General features: G+C 61.8%; 12 protein-coding genes. 8 read left to right on the forward strand and 4 right to left on the reverse strand.

The genetic code is table 11. The features are described from left to right. The first annotated feature begins 1 nt into the window (after window position 1). Genes TSACC_RS18200 through TSACC_RS18230 form a run of 7 tightly spaced genes read left to right on the forward strand, consistent with a single transcriptional unit; the run spans window position 2 to window position 7,554 of the window. Window positions 2-457 (forward strand): chemotaxis protein CheW, encoded by a 456-nt coding sequence (locus TSACC_RS18200; protein ID WP_075080904.1) that lies wholly within the window; start codon window positions 2-4, stop codon window positions 455-457. Further along, window positions 454-1,632: a CheR family methyltransferase gene (locus tag TSACC_RS18205; RefSeq protein ID WP_075080905.1), complete on the forward strand. Its 1,179-nt coding sequence runs from the start codon at window positions 454-456 to the stop codon at window positions 1,630-1,632. Before TSACC_RS18200 ends, TSACC_RS18205 begins: the two co-directional genes overlap by 4 nt. Further along, complete coding sequence (locus TSACC_RS18210) at window positions 1,629-2,174, forward strand: chemotaxis protein CheW (protein WP_075080906.1); 546 nt, start codon at window positions 1,629-1,631, stop codon at window positions 2,172-2,174. Before TSACC_RS18205 ends, TSACC_RS18210 begins: the two co-directional genes overlap by 4 nt. After that, window positions 2,171-4,354 (forward strand): hybrid sensor histidine kinase/response regulator, encoded by a 2,184-nt coding sequence (locus TSACC_RS18215; RefSeq protein WP_075080907.1) that lies wholly within the window; start codon window positions 2,171-2,173, stop codon window positions 4,352-4,354. Before TSACC_RS18210 ends, TSACC_RS18215 begins: the two co-directional genes overlap by 4 nt. Further along, window positions 4,354-5,355, forward strand: a complete 1,002-nt coding sequence (gene cheB / locus TSACC_RS18220) for a chemotaxis-specific protein-glutamate methyltransferase CheB (RefSeq protein ID WP_075080908.1) — start codon at window positions 4,354-4,356, stop codon at window positions 5,353-5,355. Before TSACC_RS18215 ends, cheB begins: the two co-directional genes overlap by 1 nt. Continuing rightward, on the forward strand, window positions 5,352-7,058 hold the full coding sequence (locus TSACC_RS18225; protein ID WP_084400653.1) for a response regulator: 1,707 nt from the start codon (window positions 5,352-5,354) through the stop codon (window positions 7,056-7,058). Before cheB ends, TSACC_RS18225 begins: the two co-directional genes overlap by 4 nt. 4 nt (window positions 7,059-7,062) lie before the next feature. Beyond that, on the forward strand, window positions 7,063-7,554 hold the full coding sequence (locus TSACC_RS18230) for a YajQ family cyclic di-GMP-binding protein (protein WP_075080910.1): 492 nt from the start codon (window positions 7,063-7,065) through the stop codon (window positions 7,552-7,554). Here the strand turns inward: TSACC_RS18230 and pyrF are convergent, their stop codons facing one another. After that, window positions 7,555-8,256 (reverse strand): orotidine-5'-phosphate decarboxylase, encoded by a 702-nt coding sequence (pyrF, locus tag TSACC_RS18235; protein ID WP_075080911.1) that lies wholly within the window; start codon window positions 8,254-8,256, stop codon window positions 7,555-7,557. A gap of 20 nt (window positions 8,257-8,276) precedes the next feature. Between pyrF and ispE the strand changes: the two genes are divergently transcribed. Next, window positions 8,277-9,113: a 4-(cytidine 5'-diphospho)-2-C-methyl-D-erythritol kinase gene (gene ispE / locus TSACC_RS18240; RefSeq protein WP_075080912.1), complete on the forward strand. Its 837-nt coding sequence runs from the start codon at window positions 8,277-8,279 to the stop codon at window positions 9,111-9,113. A gap of 3 nt (window positions 9,114-9,116) precedes the next feature. Here the strand turns inward: ispE and TSACC_RS18245 are convergent, their stop codons facing one another. From TSACC_RS18245 to TSACC_RS18255, 3 genes are read right to left on the reverse strand one after another with little or no spacing between them, the layout of a single operon-like run. Further along, window positions 9,117-11,654: an FtsX-like permease family protein gene (locus TSACC_RS18245; RefSeq protein WP_075080913.1), complete on the reverse strand. Its 2,538-nt coding sequence runs from the start codon at window positions 11,652-11,654 to the stop codon at window positions 9,117-9,119. After that, window positions 11,651-14,383: a [protein-PII] uridylyltransferase gene (gene glnD / locus TSACC_RS18250; RefSeq protein WP_084400654.1), complete on the reverse strand. Its 2,733-nt coding sequence runs from the start codon at window positions 14,381-14,383 to the stop codon at window positions 11,651-11,653. Before glnD ends, TSACC_RS18245 begins: the two co-directional genes overlap by 4 nt. Next, window positions 14,380-15,354: an OmpA family protein gene (locus TSACC_RS18255; protein ID WP_169809698.1), complete on the reverse strand. Its 975-nt coding sequence runs from the start codon at window positions 15,352-15,354 to the stop codon at window positions 14,380-14,382. Before TSACC_RS18255 ends, glnD begins: the two co-directional genes overlap by 4 nt. Window positions 15,355-15,400: the final 46 nt, after the last annotated feature.

The following is a 15,400-nucleotide window of genomic DNA, read 5'->3' on the forward strand; positions in this document are numbered from 1 at the left end:
TATGCTCTACGTCGTTTGCCGCATCGGAGACGACGCCTACGCCTTGCCGGCCACAGCGGTCGACAAGGTATTGCCGTATGCCGTCCTCAAGCCCCTGCCCGGCGCAGTACGGGGGCTCGTCGGCGTGCTGAACTATCAGGGGCAGTCTGTTCCCGTGGTTGATCTCGGGCTGCTTTTTCAGGGAGTTTATACGCCGGAAGCCTTTGGCTCCCGCATCGTCCTGTGCCAGGTGCCGGGGCTTCGTTCCGGTCGGGTGGGAATCCTCGTTGGCTGCGTTGATGGAGTATCGGCTATTTCGGAGGACTCCTTCATTTCTCCGGGGGCAACGGCGGATCCCTGCCTGGGAGAGGTTTCACCTGTGGGTGGTTCCTTCATCCAGCGAATTGAGCTTCCATCGGTATTGCCAGATAACGTCCTCGAAAGTCTCGACTGGTATGAGGCAGGGGAGGTGGCATGAACGTGATCGACCAGATCGCCGGGTTTGTGAACGAGCATGCCGGGTTTGAAACCTCCGGGACGGGCCGGCAGCAATTGATCAAGGCTATTGAGCGTCGCACAGACCCAGGAAGTCCGCTGGAGGATTATCTGTTGAAGCTGAGATCCTCCCCTGCGGAACTTCGTTCTCTCCTGGAAGATTTCGTGGTGCCGGAGACGTTCTTCTTTCGCTACGAGGAATCCTTTCGCGCCTTGACGCAGTGGGCCCGCCAGCACAAGAAGCGTCCCCTGCGCATCCTGAGCGCGGCTTGCTCGACGGGAGAGGAGCCGTATTCTATTGCCTTTTCCCTCCTCGAGGCGGGATGGAAGCCCAGGGATTTCCATATCGAGGCGTTTGACCTGAGCGAACCTGCGATCCAGACGGCACGTGCGGGCGTCTATCGGTCAAATTCCTTCCGCGGAGAGATCGGGCCTTGGCAGGAACGATTTTTCGAAAATGCAGGTGAAGGTTGGAGAGTGCGTAGTCAATACCTTGATTTGATCGACTTTCGCCGCTCGAATCTCCTGCTCATGGAGGATGTGGCCTGCTGGGATGCGATCTTTTGCCGCAATGTGATGATCTACTTCGATAATCCCAGCCGGCAGCGTGTATCCGATCTGCTTCATCGCGCGCTGTTGCCGGGTGGAATGCTTTTTCTCGGGCCCGCGGAGCCTGCGGCGATGTCGGTTTACGGGTGGCGGACGACCGGACTGGAAATGAGCTTCACTGTGCAGGCATCGACCGATCCGGCGATGGCACCCTCGGTGATCAAGCCCAAGCCGATCACTCTTGCCCCTCGCCGCCGGGCCATCGGGTATTCTGCACCACGCTTCATGCCAGATGCGGCTCCGCCGGAGATGACGGTCGAGGATGCGCGGAAGCTGGCCGACCAAGGCCGGGTCCAGGAGGCTCGGGATATGCTGCGTCGAGTGCTTGCGGTGAGACCGGACGACGCTGCAGGCAGGTTCCTCCTCGGGCTGATCGAGGAATCCCTGGGGAATATCGTCGAGGCCGAGGCCCAATACCGGCAGACGCTCTATCTGGAGCCTGCGCACCAGGAGGCGATGCACCATATGGCCTTGCTCCTGCGCAAGCAGGGTCGCACCGACGCTGCCGGGCGATTTGAACGCCGAGTCTCACGGAGGATGCCTTCGTGAACGGGCCGCGTCTGGTCCGTTCCCTTCCTGCGGATCTTCGCGTGGAGTGGGCTGCGGAGATCGCCCGGCCTCCTGTAGTCGAGGCGAGCCGTGAGGGAAGGCTGCGTCTCCTCGTGGCCCGGGTGGGAGGCGACTGGCTCGGCTTCCCGCCGGATTTGATCGCGTCGACTTTGCCGGTCGGTTCGATCCGGCGAATACCTCATCGAGTCTCGGGAAACATCGAGGGTCTCTTCAATGCCGATGGACGCGTCGTGGTATGTGTGAACCTTGAGCGTCTCCTTCAAACTTCCGCTGCGCTTTCCGAGGATGCGTCTGCCGCACGGATGTTGATCCTCCAGTGGCGGCATACGCAGGTCGCCGTGAGGGTGAGTTCCGCCTGGGGGTTGGAGGAGATTGACCTGTCAGCACTCCAGAAATTGCGTGAGGGCGCCAGCGCATCGCTGGCGGGAGTGAGCCGTGGTGTCGCCATTCATATCAATCAGCCAGTGGTGTGCCTTGATGCAGAGCGTCTGGTTGCAAGCTTGCAGGAGGCGATCGAATGAAGGGCGATGACCTGAGCGGATATTCCATGGACGAGCTGTTCCGCGCGGAGGCGGAGCAGCAGTGCGCGATTCTGTCGGACACTCTTCTCCGATTGGAAAAAGCCAGCGATGTGGCGCCTCTTCTCGAGATTCTCATGCGAGCAGCGCATTCGCTGAAAGGTGCGGCTCGCATCGTGGGTAATGATGGCGCTGTACGGGTGGCCCATGCGATGGAGGATCTTTTCGTCAAGGCGCAGAAGGAAAACGTAGCGCCTGTGGCGCAAACGGTCGATGTGCTTCTGAGTGGAGTCGACCTTCTCCGCGACCTGAGCATCACTCCCGATCACGCCGAAAGCGCGTCCCGTATCGAGCGTTTCCTGGCCGAGTGTTCGGACTTGCGGCCGGCTCCGATTCCAGTCATGCCGGCGCCGGTTCCTGCCGCGGTGATGGAGCCCGTGCCTGCTCCGGAACCGGAGCATGGAAAGAAAGATGTCCGCCTCGATGCTGAGCGCCTGGATAATCTGCTGGCTCTTGCGGGACAGGCTGTCGTCTCCGCCGCAGAGACCGGTGCGGGAGTGACGGCGGTACGCGCCGCGTTACGTTCTCTGCAGACCGTACTGAGCGAGCTCCGCAACTCCGATCTGACACCGAGGCAGCGACAGTTGCTGCGGCAGGCGGGTGCATTGACTTCATCCTGCCAGTCTCTGGCAGCCGAGGAGAGCGAACGACGAGACCTGCATGATCGACGTCTGCTGCAACTCTGCGGCCGTATTTATCGGGAGACGCTCTCCTGCCGCATGCGCCCGTTTGGTGATGTCGCCGGGGCGTTGCGCCGCCTTGTCCGAGATCTGGCTCGCGACTTGGGCAAGGAGGTCGATCTGGTCATCCAGGGCGAAGATACCGAGGTGGATCGCGATATGATCGACCGCTTTGAGGGTGCGCTTTCCCATTTGATCCGCAATGCTCTCGACCATGGTCTGGAAACTCCCGCGGAGCGTCTCGCTGCCGGGAAGCCCCCGTGTGGAAGGCTGGAGATCACTGCTCATCATCATGCGGGATGGCTGAGTGTTTCCGTGGCCGATGATGGCCGTGGAATGAATGTCGAAACCATCCGCCAGACGGTCATTCGACGGGGGTTCTCCGCCGAGGAGCACGCCCGCCAGATGAGCGACCAGGAGCTTTCCGAGTTTCTCCTCCTGCCCGGTTTCTCGCTCAGTGAGCGCGTTACGGAAATTTCCGGGCGAGGAGTCGGGCTCGATGCCGTACGCTCGATGGCTTACGAGGTTGGGGGATCGATCCGGCTGGGTCAAAGCGCAATGGGAGGCTTCCTTTGCGAGATCATTCTCCCCGTGGCGCTCTCCCTGCTCCGCGCCGTGGTGGTCGAGGTCTCGGGAGAGCGGTACGCCTTTCCGCTGGCGAGGATCGAGCGCATCGTGGAGGTCACTCGGGCCGATGTGCATCTCATCGGCGGCATTCAGCATGCATTCCTCGAAGGGGAAAAGGTGGAGATATTCAGTGCGGCGCAAGTCCTGGAGGTGGGGGAGGGAGACGTTTCCAACGATGGAATCAACCTCGTGATCATTCCCTCGGGGCAGGGCCGTATCGGTCTGGCAGTCGACCGCCTGCTTGGGATGAAGGAGTTGTCGTTGCAGCGTCTCGATGGACGGCTGGGCCGCACGCAGGATGTCAGCTCTGCCGCCTTGCTGGAGGACGGGGAAGTCGTCATCGTGCTAGACATCAATGATCTCTCCGTGACTGCCGCGAATTTCTCCGCCGCCTCCCAGCACCGTGCGATTTTCCCAGAGGACAAGACCGGCCCGGGTTACCGCATCCTCGTGGCAGACGACTCGCTCACGGTACGTGAGCTCGAGCGCAAGCTCCTCGTCAGCCAAGGCTATGAAGTCGATACTGCCGTGGATGGAGCGGATGCCTGGAATGCGCTACGCAGCGGGAAATACGATCTTCTCGTGACGGATATTGACATGCCCCGGCTCGATGGCATCGAGCTCGTAAAGCTCGTTCGCAACAATGCCCAGCTCCGCGACCTTCCTGTCATCGTCATGTCCTACAAGGAGCGGGATGAGGATCGCGCCCGCGGCCTGGAAGCCGGAGCAGACTACTATCTGACGAAATCGAGTTATCAGGACGAGTCGATCCTGGGAGCGGTGCGCGAGTTGCTCGGGCAGCCGTCGGTGGCGTGATGAGAATCGCCATCGTCAATGATTCGCTCACCGCAGTCGCGCTGTTGAAAGAGGTGATCGCGGCCGAGGAGGGTTTTGCTGAGGCCTGGGTGGCGGTCGACGGTTCGGAAGCCGTTCAGAAATGCCGGGATGACGTGCCGGACATCATTCTTATGGATCTGGTCATGCCAGTGCTTGGCGGAGTCGAGGCCACCCGGCAGATCATGAGGGAGACGCCCTGTCCGATTCTGGTTGTTACGGGATCGGTCGAGGGAAATGTCTCCGCTGTCTTTGAAGCGATGGGAGCAGGTGCTGTCGATGCAGTAACCACACCTGCATTCGGGTCCTCGGAGGCGCGGCGCATCCTGGTGGACAAGATCCGTTCGGTCGCTTCCATTGCGGCCCCTTCCGCGATTTTTCGAAAGGGCGGCTCCAGGACGCGAAAGGAGGGCGTTGCCGACGCCTGTGTGCTTATTGGCTCCTCCGCGGGAGGCCCCGCCGCCCTCATGACCATTCTCGAGCAGCTGCCTGCCTCACTGCGGGCTGCTGTGATCATAGTGCAACATATTGATGCGAGATTCGATGCCGAACTCGCCTCCTGGCTCGATGCGAAAACGCAGCTCCCCGTGCGTCTTGCTGAGGAAGGCGAGGAGCCGCCGCCGGGCGAGGTGGTGGTGTCCCGGGGTGGGCGGCACCTGACTTTTAGCCATCGGCGTCTTCGCTATACCAGCGTCCCCGATCTCTCCTACCAGCCTTCGGTCGATGTGCTTTTCGAAAGCGCTGTGACGCAGGGAACGGCGCACCTCATGGGGGTCGTTCTCACCGGGATGGGGCGTGATGGCGCCCGGGGACTCATGTGCCTCCGTACAGCGGGCCACCTGACCATCGCCCAGGATGAGGCGACGGCCGCCATTTATGGAATGCCTCGCGCCGCCACAGAGAATGGGGCCGCCCGGGAAGTCCTGCCACTTGATCGTATCGCCAGCCGCATTGAAGCCTGGAGCAACTCGCCAATCCCATGAACGAATTTATCAACCCTAGTCGCGCAATGGTCCTGCTCGTGGACGACCAGGCACTGGTCGGAGAATCTCTCCGCCGAGCCCTCGCCATAGAGGACGATATCGACTTCCATTTTTGCGCGGATGCAGCGTCCGCCCTGGATCAGGCGCGAAAGATCCGCCCGACCGTCATTCTGCAGGATCTCGTGATGCCTGGAGTGAGTGGTCTCGATCTGGTGCGGCTTTATCGTGCCGATTCCACGCTCCGCCAGGTGCCGGTCATCGTCCTTTCGGTACGGGAGGAGCCGGAAACCAAGCGCGATGCCTTTGCCGCAGGAGCCAACGACTATCTCGTCAAACTCCCCGATCGTGTGGAACTGCTTGCTCGTGTGAGGTACCATTCCTCCGCCTACCTGGCCCAGCTCGATCGCGATGAGGCCATGCATGCGTTGCGCGAGAGCCAGCGCGAATTGTTGGATTCCAATACCGCGCTCATCTCGCTCAACCAGAAGCTGGAGGTCGCGACGCGAGCCAAATCGGAGTTTCTGGCCATGATGAGCCACGAAATCCGTACTCCGCTCAATGGGGTGCTCGGATTTTCCGACTTGCTGGCCGAGACGACGCTGGATGAGGAGCAAAAGGGGTTCGTCGAAACGATCCGTTCCAGCGGACGGTCACTGCTTACCGTCATCAATGACGTGCTCGACTTTTCCAAGATCGAGGCCGGCAAGCTGACCATTGAAAACGTGGGCTTCAACATCGGGCAGTGTATCCGCGAGGCGAGCGAGCTTTTCGTTCCCAAGGCGCGGGACAATGGGACGACGCTCACCTGGGACGTCGCGCCGACTCTGCCCACTACTGCGGTAGGCGATTCCATGCGCCTGAGGCAGGTGATTTCGAACCTGGTGTCGAATGCCGTGAAGTTTACCCGCTCGGGCAATATTCAGATCATTGCCTCCCTTGGTGATCCTCGCGAGATCACCAAAGCGACCGACCGGTTTTTTACCGGGCCGGGGGATGCGGCTTTCTTCCTGCGCGTGAGCGTGTCTGATAGCGGCATAGGCATTCCATCTGAGAAGATACCGTTGCTCTTCAAGAGCTTTGATCAACTGGACCCTTCGACGGCGCGCAAGTTCGGAGGCAGCGGTCTGGGGCTGACCATCTGTCGGCGGTTGTGCCAGCTCATGGGAGGCGACATCTGGGTTAATCCGGAGCGCGCCTCCGGGTCGGAATTTGTTTTCATGGTCAAGCTCGCCGCTGGTGGAGAGCTACCGCAGCGATCGGGTGGCAAGGTCACCGTGTCCTGCACGCCCGGAGTGGATGAGATCCTGGCCGGATCGCGGGTGCTCGTGGCGGAGGATAACAAGGTCAATGCCGCGCTCATCGCCACGCTGCTGCGCAAGTTTGGCATCGATGCCCGGTGCGTTTCCAATGGCGTCATGGCGTATGAGGCGGTTACCGAGACCGACGTCGATCTCGTGTTCATGGATATCCAGATGCCTGAGCTCGATGGTCTCGAGGCGACGGCTCGAATCCGCGAAAGTGAGAGAGAAAACAAGCGTAAACCCTGCTACATCATCGCGCTGACAGCCGAGGCTCTGCAAGGGGATGCCGAAAAGTGCATCCGGGCCGGGATGAATGATTATCTCGCCAAACCCATCCGCACGACGGACCTCGCTGCCGCGTTGGCGAAATATTGCAGCGCGCGCTCCCCGATGGCATCCTGACGACATGCCCTCATTTGACGTAGTTTCCGAAGTTGACCGCATGGAGGTCAAAAACGCGGTTGATCAATCGCTGCGCGAGCTTTCCTCGCGGTTTGATTTCAAAGGCCTCACCACCTCGATCGAGATCGACGCCAAGACCGGCTCGATCCTGCTCAGTGTCGACGATGGAGCCCAGATGAAGGCTCTGCGCGAGATCGTGATCGGCAAGCTGGCCAAGCGCAATATCGACCTGCGCAACATCGAGCAGAAAGACCCCGACATCTCGCCGCTCGGCCACTCCCGGCAGGAGCTCGTGATCAAGCAGGGTCTCGACGGCGACAAGGCCAAGGAGATCAACAAGGCGATCAAGGCTCTCAATCTCAAGGTGCAAGCCTCATTGCAGGATCGCCAGATCCGCGTGACGGGCGGCAAGCGCGACGATCTCCAGAAGGTCATCGCCGCCTTGCGCGCTGGCGACTATGGCGTCGCCCTCGCCTTCAAGAATTTCCGCGATTGATTACGCCGAGGCGATTTCCTCGGTGATAGCCAGGGCCGCGGCCCGGGGATCGGCTGCTCCCGTGATAGGACGGCCGATCACGAGATAACTCGCTCCGGCGCGAATTGCCTCCGCCGGGGTCATCACGCGCTGCTGGTCGCCCTTGTCCCCGCCTGCGGGGCGTACGCCGGGCGTCACGATGGTGAGTTCATCGCCATAGGTGGCGCGCAGGACAGGCAGCTCCAGCGGGCTGCACACGATGCCGCGTGCTCCGTTGTCGTAGCCGAGGCGCACGAGGCGGCTGACCTGAGATTCCACGGGATCGTGTACTCCGACGCCCTCGAGTTGGGCCTGGTCAAAGCTGGTCAGCACCGTCACGCCCAGGATGAGCATGCCGGAGTCGCCGACGGCCGATTGTGCAGCGGCGATCATCTTGGCTCCGCCTCCGAGGTGGATGGTGGTCATATCGACGCCCAGTTTGGCGGCGGAAGCGACGGCTTCCTTGGCGGTGTTGGGAATATCGTGAAACTTCAGGTCGAGGAACACGCGGTAGCCTCGTGCCTTGAGTTCCCGCACGATGGACGGTCCTTCGGCGGTGAAAAGCTGGAGGCCGACCTTGATCCAGGAGACCGAATCGCCCAGGCGGTCGAGGAGTTGGTACGTGGAGGAGGCGTCTGGGGCGTCCAGAGCGACGATGAATTTTTCTTTAGCGGAAGCAGACATTGGCACAGGATGCGCGCGCCATGAAGCTGCGAGCACCGGCGAAAGTCAACCTGCAACTCCGTATCCTCGGTCGCCGCGAGGACGGGTTCCATGATATCGAGACTCTCATGGTCCCGATTTCCCTCGCGGATGAGATTACCATAGAGACCGCCATCGGGCGCACAGTGAAGGTTCGGAGCAATGATCCGGCGCTGCCGACGGGGGATTCCAATCTTGCGGTCAAGGCGGCCCAGATTTTCTCCGAGGCCACGGGGCTGAAATTCGCCGCCCATATCGAGATCGAGAAGCGCGTCCCGATGGGCGCTGGTCTTGGTGGAGGTAGCAGTGATGCCGCCGCCGTGCTGGTCGCACTGGATACCCTTTTTGAGACCCACATGAGCGCTCCCGATCTGGAGCAGCTCGCCAGCCGCATCGGGTCGGACATTCCGTTTTTTGTCCGTACCTTGCCGGCCTGGTGCCGGGGACGGGGCGAGATCATCGAGCCGACGGAGATTCCCGAGACGCTCCCGCTTTTGCTGATCAAGCCGCCCTTTGGCGTGCCCACTCCATGGGCTTATAAAAACTGGCGCGACTCGCAATCGCTGCCAGGAGAATGGGAGACGGAAGCCGACCTGGGGTGGGTTCGCATCGTGAATTCACTCGAGCGGCCGGTGTTTGAGAAGTTCCTCTTCCTCCCCATCCTGCGCCGCTGGCTCACGGAGCAGCCGGAGGTGCGCGCGGCGGCGATGTCGGGATCGGGTTCGACCGTTTTCGCCATCCTCAAGGACGCCGCCGACGGCCCGGCGCTCGATGCGCGGGTGAGGGAATACTTTGGCGGGAACCTCTGGACCGCCCTTTGCCACACCGGGGCGGAATAGGAGTTACTCGAAACGCACTGCGATAGCCGGGCGGATATTCGCCGCACGCCAGGCGGGAAAGAGCGCCGCAATGAGCGCGGCGGGAATCAGCCACAATGGCGTGGTGATGATGGGACCGAGCGGATAGGTCAGCTCGATCGACCAGCCGAAGAAAGCCTTGTTCACCACCCAGGTCAGCACCATGGCGAGCGCCATTCCCGAGATGATGCCTGAGATCGTGGCCGCGATGCCGATCAAGCCCGCCTCGCCGAGGAATATCCCCAGCACCTGCGGGCGGGACGCGCCGATGGCGCGGAGTACGCCGACCTCGCGTTCGCGCTCCATCACGAGGACGCTGAGGGAGAAGAGCACGCCGATGATAGCCACAATCACCGCGATGCCGCGCAGCACTGAGGTCACGGCAAAGGTCTGGTCAAAAATCTCGAAGACGCGCTGGCGGAGGGACTGGTTGTTGTAAACAACGAACTGACCCTCGTCCCCAAATGTGGCGCGGAACCGCTGGGCGACTGCGTCGCGGTTTTCTTTCACGCGAATACCCATCGAGTGCCAGCGCGCATCGTGCCAGTATTTCTGAAAGAGCGAGCTTTGCATCATGATGACGCCACGTTCGTTGGTGAAATCTCGGAACACGCCGCAGACGGTGAACTGCTGGTCGCCGGAGGGCGTGGGCAGAGTGATGGTGTCGCCCGTGCTGATGCGGTAGCGCGTGTACAGGCTTTCCGAGACGGCGACGGCCTGACCGGTGAGAAATTTTTCCTTCGCGTCCGGCCACGAGCCGGGGAGGAACTCCAGGTCGCCGCGTCCTTTGCCATCGAGAACGGTCAAGCCGATCTGGTGGCCCTGCCAGCGCACGGTCATTTCGCGGAAGGCGGAGATTTCCACCGTCTCAGGTTGCGAGCGGGCCCAGGCGAGGGCATTGGCAGGCAGGTAGGACTCGAAGCCGCCGACATCGTTGGCTGCCGGAGAAATGTAGAGGTCGGCCTGGAGCGTGTGGCTGATCCACTTGGCCACGCTGGCGCGGAAGGAGTGGATCATCACCGAAACGCTGATGGTCAGCGCCACCGCCGAGGCCAGCGAGGCGATCGTCACGGCGTTGCGATGCATCGTGCGCACGAGGTGATCGGAGGCGAGGCGCAGGTACACGCCGCGACCGCGGAAAGTGGCGGCCACGCCTGCCGCGAGCCACGGAACGACCAGGGCAAAGCCGGTGAGCACCGCACCCGCGCTGACGAAGGGTAGCCAGCGCGAACCCAGGGCGAGGGAGAGAGCGCCGGAAAGGAAGGCGACGAGCAGGATGACCGCGGCGGCCACGAGATGCCACGGGCGCCGGGGCGCAAGCTGCTCAACGGCTGCGCCGGGATGGAGCACCTTGGCGGGATCGCAGGTCGCGGCCTCGGAGGCAGGACGCCACGCGGCCACGAGGGACGCGCCAATACCGACGGCAAAACCGAGTACGACCTGGCTGGGAGCGAGGGAGTTCGTGCCGAGGCGGACGACCTCGTAAAGGCTGGAGACGCTTTGCTCGATGGGAGAGGCGACAAGGCTGGCGAGCACCGGGCCGAGCACGATGCCAAGAGCCGAGCCGAGTAGTGCCTCGTAGGCCGCCTCGCCGAGGAAAAGCAGGCGTACCTCCGCGCGGGTGGCTCCGCAGGCGCGCAGGATGGCTATCTCCGGGCGGCGGCGCACGACGGATGCGCTCACGCTGTTGTAGATCAGGAGCATGCCGACGAAGAGCGAGACGAGGCTCATCGCCGTGAGATTGAGCTGAAAGGAACCCAGGAGCGACTCGACCTCGCGAGTACGCGTGACTGGCGGGGCCACGATCACATCGGCAGGTACGAGCGCCTTGAGCGCTGCCGTGACGGGGGCCTCGTCCTTCGGTGACTCGAGGAGTATCTGGATCGAGGAAAGGTGCCCGGATTTGCCGAGGAGTTCCTGCGCCCAGCCGATGTCCATCGCCGCCACGCGGGGATCGGCTCCGGCAAGATTATGGCCCGTAGTGAAGAGGAACGCGGGCTGGAGTTTGCGCCGTGCACTGCCTGCCAGCACGGGAAGCTTTCCATCGCGAATGGCAGGTGCGAGCACGGCGAGTTGATCCTGCTGGAGGGCAATGGCCTCGGGATCAGCCAGCCATTTGCCAAAATCCAGCGGTTCACGATTTGCTCCCTGGAGATCGAAGGCAAACAGGTCGCGGCCAGTGAAAGGATCGACCCCCAGGATGCGGAGATACTCTCCCGGCAGGTCGGGAACGACGACCAGCCCTTCCACGATCGGCGTGGCGCTGAGAACCCCGGGAACAGTCTGCACCTTGGGAAAGATTTCCTCTGGGATGTTCCCGCGAATCTCCAGGTCGGCCTTGCCTGTGGTCAGCTCGGCCGCACTGCGAAAACTCTGGAGCGCATTGCGATTCGCCGCCTGGATGGCCAGGAAGACCGCGACGCCGAGAGCGATGCTGAAGACATTCAGCAGCGTCAGCGCCGGGCGTCGCCAGGACGGGCGCACGATCTGTCTCCAGAACAGCGCTCCGAAACGGGATGTCATCCGATGGGCCGGATCGCCGCGCGACGCAGCAGCTTCATGATGCGCTTCAGGGCGTTTTCATCGGTCAGCTTCAGACCATCCTTCACCGTCACGTAAAAGCTGTCGATGGCGACCTCCATCTCCGTGGTGACCCGGGAGAGCTCGATGTTAACCCCGGCTTCGCCAAAGGCACGGAGTAGATCATAAAGGAGACCGAGTCGGTCGGGCGTCTGGATGTCGATGAGCGTGTAGTTAGGATGCGAGATATTATCGATGTTGATCTTGCTCGGGAGCTCGGCCTCCTGCGACATCCGGTAACTGCGCATGCGCGTATCCTTGCGGATCAGCGAGGAGAAATCGTAGTCCTCCACCGCGAGCGAATCCTGCAGGCAACTTTCCACCCGGGCGTAATCCTTGGGGTTCGTCACCGGCGTGAGCTGGGTTGTGCAGACGCGGAAGATGTCGATGGCGAGGTTGTCTCCTCGCGTGAAGATGTCAGCGCTCAGGATGTTCAACTGCGCCGAGAGAAACGCACCCGCGATGCGCTCGAGCAGTCGCGGGCGGTCCCATCCGCACACCCATACCTCGCTATGGCCGAGATCGGGTTTGGGAATCCACTTGAAGCATGGGGCGAGGGCGTCAACGCCATCCTTCTTGAGATGCGTCTCGATGAATGAGCGGAAAATCTTGAGGTGTTGCGCGATCTGGTCCGCGTCGAACATCTGCAAATACCGGTCGGGCATGTGGGCGAAGTGCGCGAGGATTTCCTCGCCATAGTCCTTCGGCAGCTTGGCTTTCACCGCGATCTGCAACTCGCCGCGATCCTTCTTCAGGCGCTCCAGCGCCTCATGGCCGCCCTCGAGGTAATCGCTCGTCCGGCGGTAGAGAATCCACACGAGGCCTTCTTTCCAGTCGGACCAGTTTTGGTCGCTCGTGCCCATGCCGTCGGCAAGGGTGAGGAGCATGAGGGCGTCGAGATTGGCACGGTTGCCGACGATGCGGGCAAATTCCTCGATCGTCGCCGGGTCGTCCAGGTTGCGATTTTGCGCGGTGGACGAGAGCTCGTAGTGCGAGTTCACCAAGGTGATGAGCATGCGGCGGCGCTCGGAGGAGAGCTGGAGGCGGCGGGCCACCTTCTGGGCCAGGATCGCGCTAGCATCCTCGTGGTGGCGCTGGTTGGCGGCCTTGCCTACGTCATGCAGCAGGATTGCGAGGTAAAGCATGCCGGGATCTTCCAGCTTCTGGAAAAGCGAGCGATAGCCTCGGAATTTTTCCTCCTCGGCGAAGAGTACGCCATCGAGCTTCTCGATGCATACGAGCGTGTGCTCGTCCGCCGTGTATCGATGGTAAAACTCGTGCTGTACCAGACAGGTGAGGGGAGCGAACTCCGGAACCAGCCGCGCAAGGAATCCGAGATCGTGCATCTCGCGCAGGATGCGGCCCACCTCACCCTTGCGGGAGAGGATGGCGAGGAAGGTTTCGCGTGCCGCCCGCGAGTACTGGAATGTCCGATCGACCAGGCGCAGTCTCCGGCGAAGCGAATCGCTCAACTCGGGACTCAGGTCGAGTTTGCGAACCTGCATGTGCAGAAAGGCGCGGATGATGCGAAACACATCCTCGGCAAAGGTCTCGCGATTTTCCGCGTACAACTTGCCATTGCGGGAAATGAAACCATCGAATCTCTCGACCTTTGGCTTGAGCAGACCGAGCAGGGCGGGTCCCTTTTCCGGCACGAGCTTCATTCGCTCGATGGCCGAGTCGGTGATCAGATGGATGTCGCGGGTCTTGGTATAATACTCGCGCATGAACGCCTCCACGCGGCGGAGGATGTGGCGCTGCGGGTAGTTGAAGTCCGACGCGACGCGGCCCTGGAGCTGGAGCGTAAGGCTGTCCTGCGGGCGGCCCGTCACATAGTGCATTTCCGTACGGACGCGGAGCAGGAAGTCGTAGGCCTTTTCCAGCGCGCGGCGTTCGGGCTCGCGCAGGTACTTGTGCTCGACGAGCTTGGCCGTCGTCATCACGCGCTCCTTGAAGTATCCGATCCAGAGGATGTTCTGGTAATCGCGCAGACCGCCGATGCCGTTTTTCACGTTGGGCTCCTGCATGAAGACGCTGTTGCCGTTCTTATCGTGGACTTCCGTCTGGTTGGCCAGGCGCCAGGCGAAGTACTCGGCCTCCTTACCCTCTACGCATTCGGCGACGAAACGCTCCTTGAACTCGTTGAAAAGCTCGCGGTTGCCCGTGAGGTAGCGGCACTCGAGCATTGAGGTCTTGGTTACGAGATCGGAGTTGGCCTGCTTGATGGCCTGCGGGATCGAGCGCGTCGAGTGCCCGACCTTGTAGCCGATGTCCCACAGCGCCGTGAGCGTCATTCGTATTGCCTCCTCCGTCACCTTGGAGACTTGGGCGCGAGGCAGCAGAAACATGATGTCGATGTCGCTGCTCGGGGTCAGCTCGCGACGACCGTAGCCGCCGAAGGCCGCGACGACGACGCTGTCGGGAAGTCCCTTGGGGGCAACAGAGCGCACGATGCCGTCGAAGAGCTCGCGGAAGAGGATGTCGACGAGGTCGGAGCGCTGGCGGGCCACCTCGCGGCCGCCGCCGCCGGACTTGTGCCAGATGCGCAGCCGGTGTTCCTCGATCTTGCGGAATCCGCGGAAGATTTCGATGGAGTCGTCCTTCTTCTTTCGGGCCTTCTCCTGGAGAGACTTTGCGGCCTGCTCCAAGGCCCGTTCCTTCGGGGTGATCATTTCGTTCGGATTACGATTTCCACTCGGCGGTTGATCTGCTGTTCCTCGATCGAGCCACCGGGCACGATGAGCCTCGTTTTCCCAAATCCCTGCGCCGTCACGCGGTCGGCCGGGATGTTCATCCTCGCGATGAGCCACGCCTTCACGCTATCCGCGCGGCGTTGGCTGAGATCCATGTTGTAGGAGTCGGACCCGAAGGTGTCCGAGTGCCCCTCGATTTGAAAGACGGCCTGGGGGTTGCGGCGGATGAGTTCGCCGAGTTTCTCCAGGCTGGCCAGCGACTCGGGCCGGAGGTCGGACTCGTTGTAGCCAAAGAGCAGGTCCGTCGGCATGAGGATCGGGGCGGTCTCCGCCGTGAGCGGACCGGTCTGGGCCAGGAGGGAATCGAGATTGCTGAAACCCGGTGCGTTGCGCCCGGCTTCGGCGCCTGTTTTGGCAATGGATCGGCCCGTCAGGGTATCGGGAGCAAGCAGGTCGCTCACTGCCGCGCCGCCCGCGGGCTTTTCATTAAGGAGGGCCTGCTGGAGAGCTTTCGGGTCTTCCAGTGCGCTCTGGGTGCCGTTCTTTTGCGCCTCGGCCAGGGTGCGCTCCATCGTGGTTGCGGCGGCGGTGGGCTTCTCGGAGAGAATCTGCTGGTCGATCTTCGGCGCAGCAGGCTGCCCGGGATTTTGCGACATCATCTTTTCAAAGGCCGGGGCCTCGTCGGGCAGCTTCACGGCATCCGGAGCCATGGCGACCTGCTTTTTCTCGGCGGGCTCGGGTTTGAGGAGTTCCTCGTCGATCTGCGCCCGCTCGATACGGAAGGTGCGCGGTACCACTTTTTCGTAAACTTCCTTCTCGGATTTTACCACGGGAGTGAGGCGCGCCCAGTAGAGCAAACCGGCATGCAGAAGGATCGACAGGATCAACGCCGGAATGATCCACCGCTGGAAACTGGAAGGCGAATCTTCCTCCCGATAATCCTCCGCCATGGTCATAGCCCTTCAGGATAGATTCGCCCCGTGGCGAATTCAATCT

This window comes from Terrimicrobium sacchariphilum (assembly GCF_001613545.1).
Lineage (GTDB): Bacteria > Verrucomicrobiota > Verrucomicrobiia > Chthoniobacterales > Terrimicrobiaceae > Terrimicrobium > Terrimicrobium sacchariphilum.

Excerpts from the sequence above, each read along its gene's own strand:
- TSACC_RS18200 (WP_075080904.1), top strand. The coding sequence starts at position 2 with ATGCTCTACGTCGTTTGCCGCATCGGAGACGACGCCTACGCCTTGCCG.
- TSACC_RS18205 (WP_075080905.1), top strand. The coding sequence starts at position 454 with ATGAACGTGATCGACCAGATCGCCGGGTTTGTGAACGAGCATGCCGGG.
- TSACC_RS18215 (WP_075080907.1), top strand. The coding sequence starts at position 2,171 with ATGAAGGGCGATGACCTGAGCGGATATTCCATGGACGAGCTGTTCCGC.
- cheB (WP_075080908.1), top strand. The coding sequence starts at position 4,354 with ATGAGAATCGCCATCGTCAATGATTCGCTCACCGCAGTCGCGCTGTTG.
- TSACC_RS18225 (WP_084400653.1), top strand. The coding sequence starts at position 5,352 with ATGAACGAATTTATCAACCCTAGTCGCGCAATGGTCCTGCTCGTGGAC.
- TSACC_RS18230 (WP_075080910.1), top strand. The coding sequence starts at position 7,063 with ATGCCCTCATTTGACGTAGTTTCCGAAGTTGACCGCATGGAGGTCAAA.
- pyrF (WP_075080911.1), bottom strand. The coding sequence starts at position 8,256 with ATGTCTGCTTCCGCTAAAGAAAAATTCATCGTCGCTCTGGACGCCCCA.
- ispE (WP_075080912.1), top strand. The coding sequence starts at position 8,277 with ATGAAGCTGCGAGCACCGGCGAAAGTCAACCTGCAACTCCGTATCCTC.
- TSACC_RS18245 (WP_075080913.1), bottom strand. The coding sequence starts at position 11,654 with ATGACATCCCGTTTCGGAGCGCTGTTCTGGAGACAGATCGTGCGCCCG.
- glnD (WP_084400654.1), bottom strand. The coding sequence starts at position 14,383 with ATGATCACCCCGAAGGAACGGGCCTTGGAGCAGGCCGCAAAGTCTCTC.
- TSACC_RS18255 (WP_169809698.1), bottom strand. The coding sequence starts at position 15,354 with ATGGCGGAGGATTATCGGGAGGAAGATTCGCCTTCCAGTTTCCAGCGG.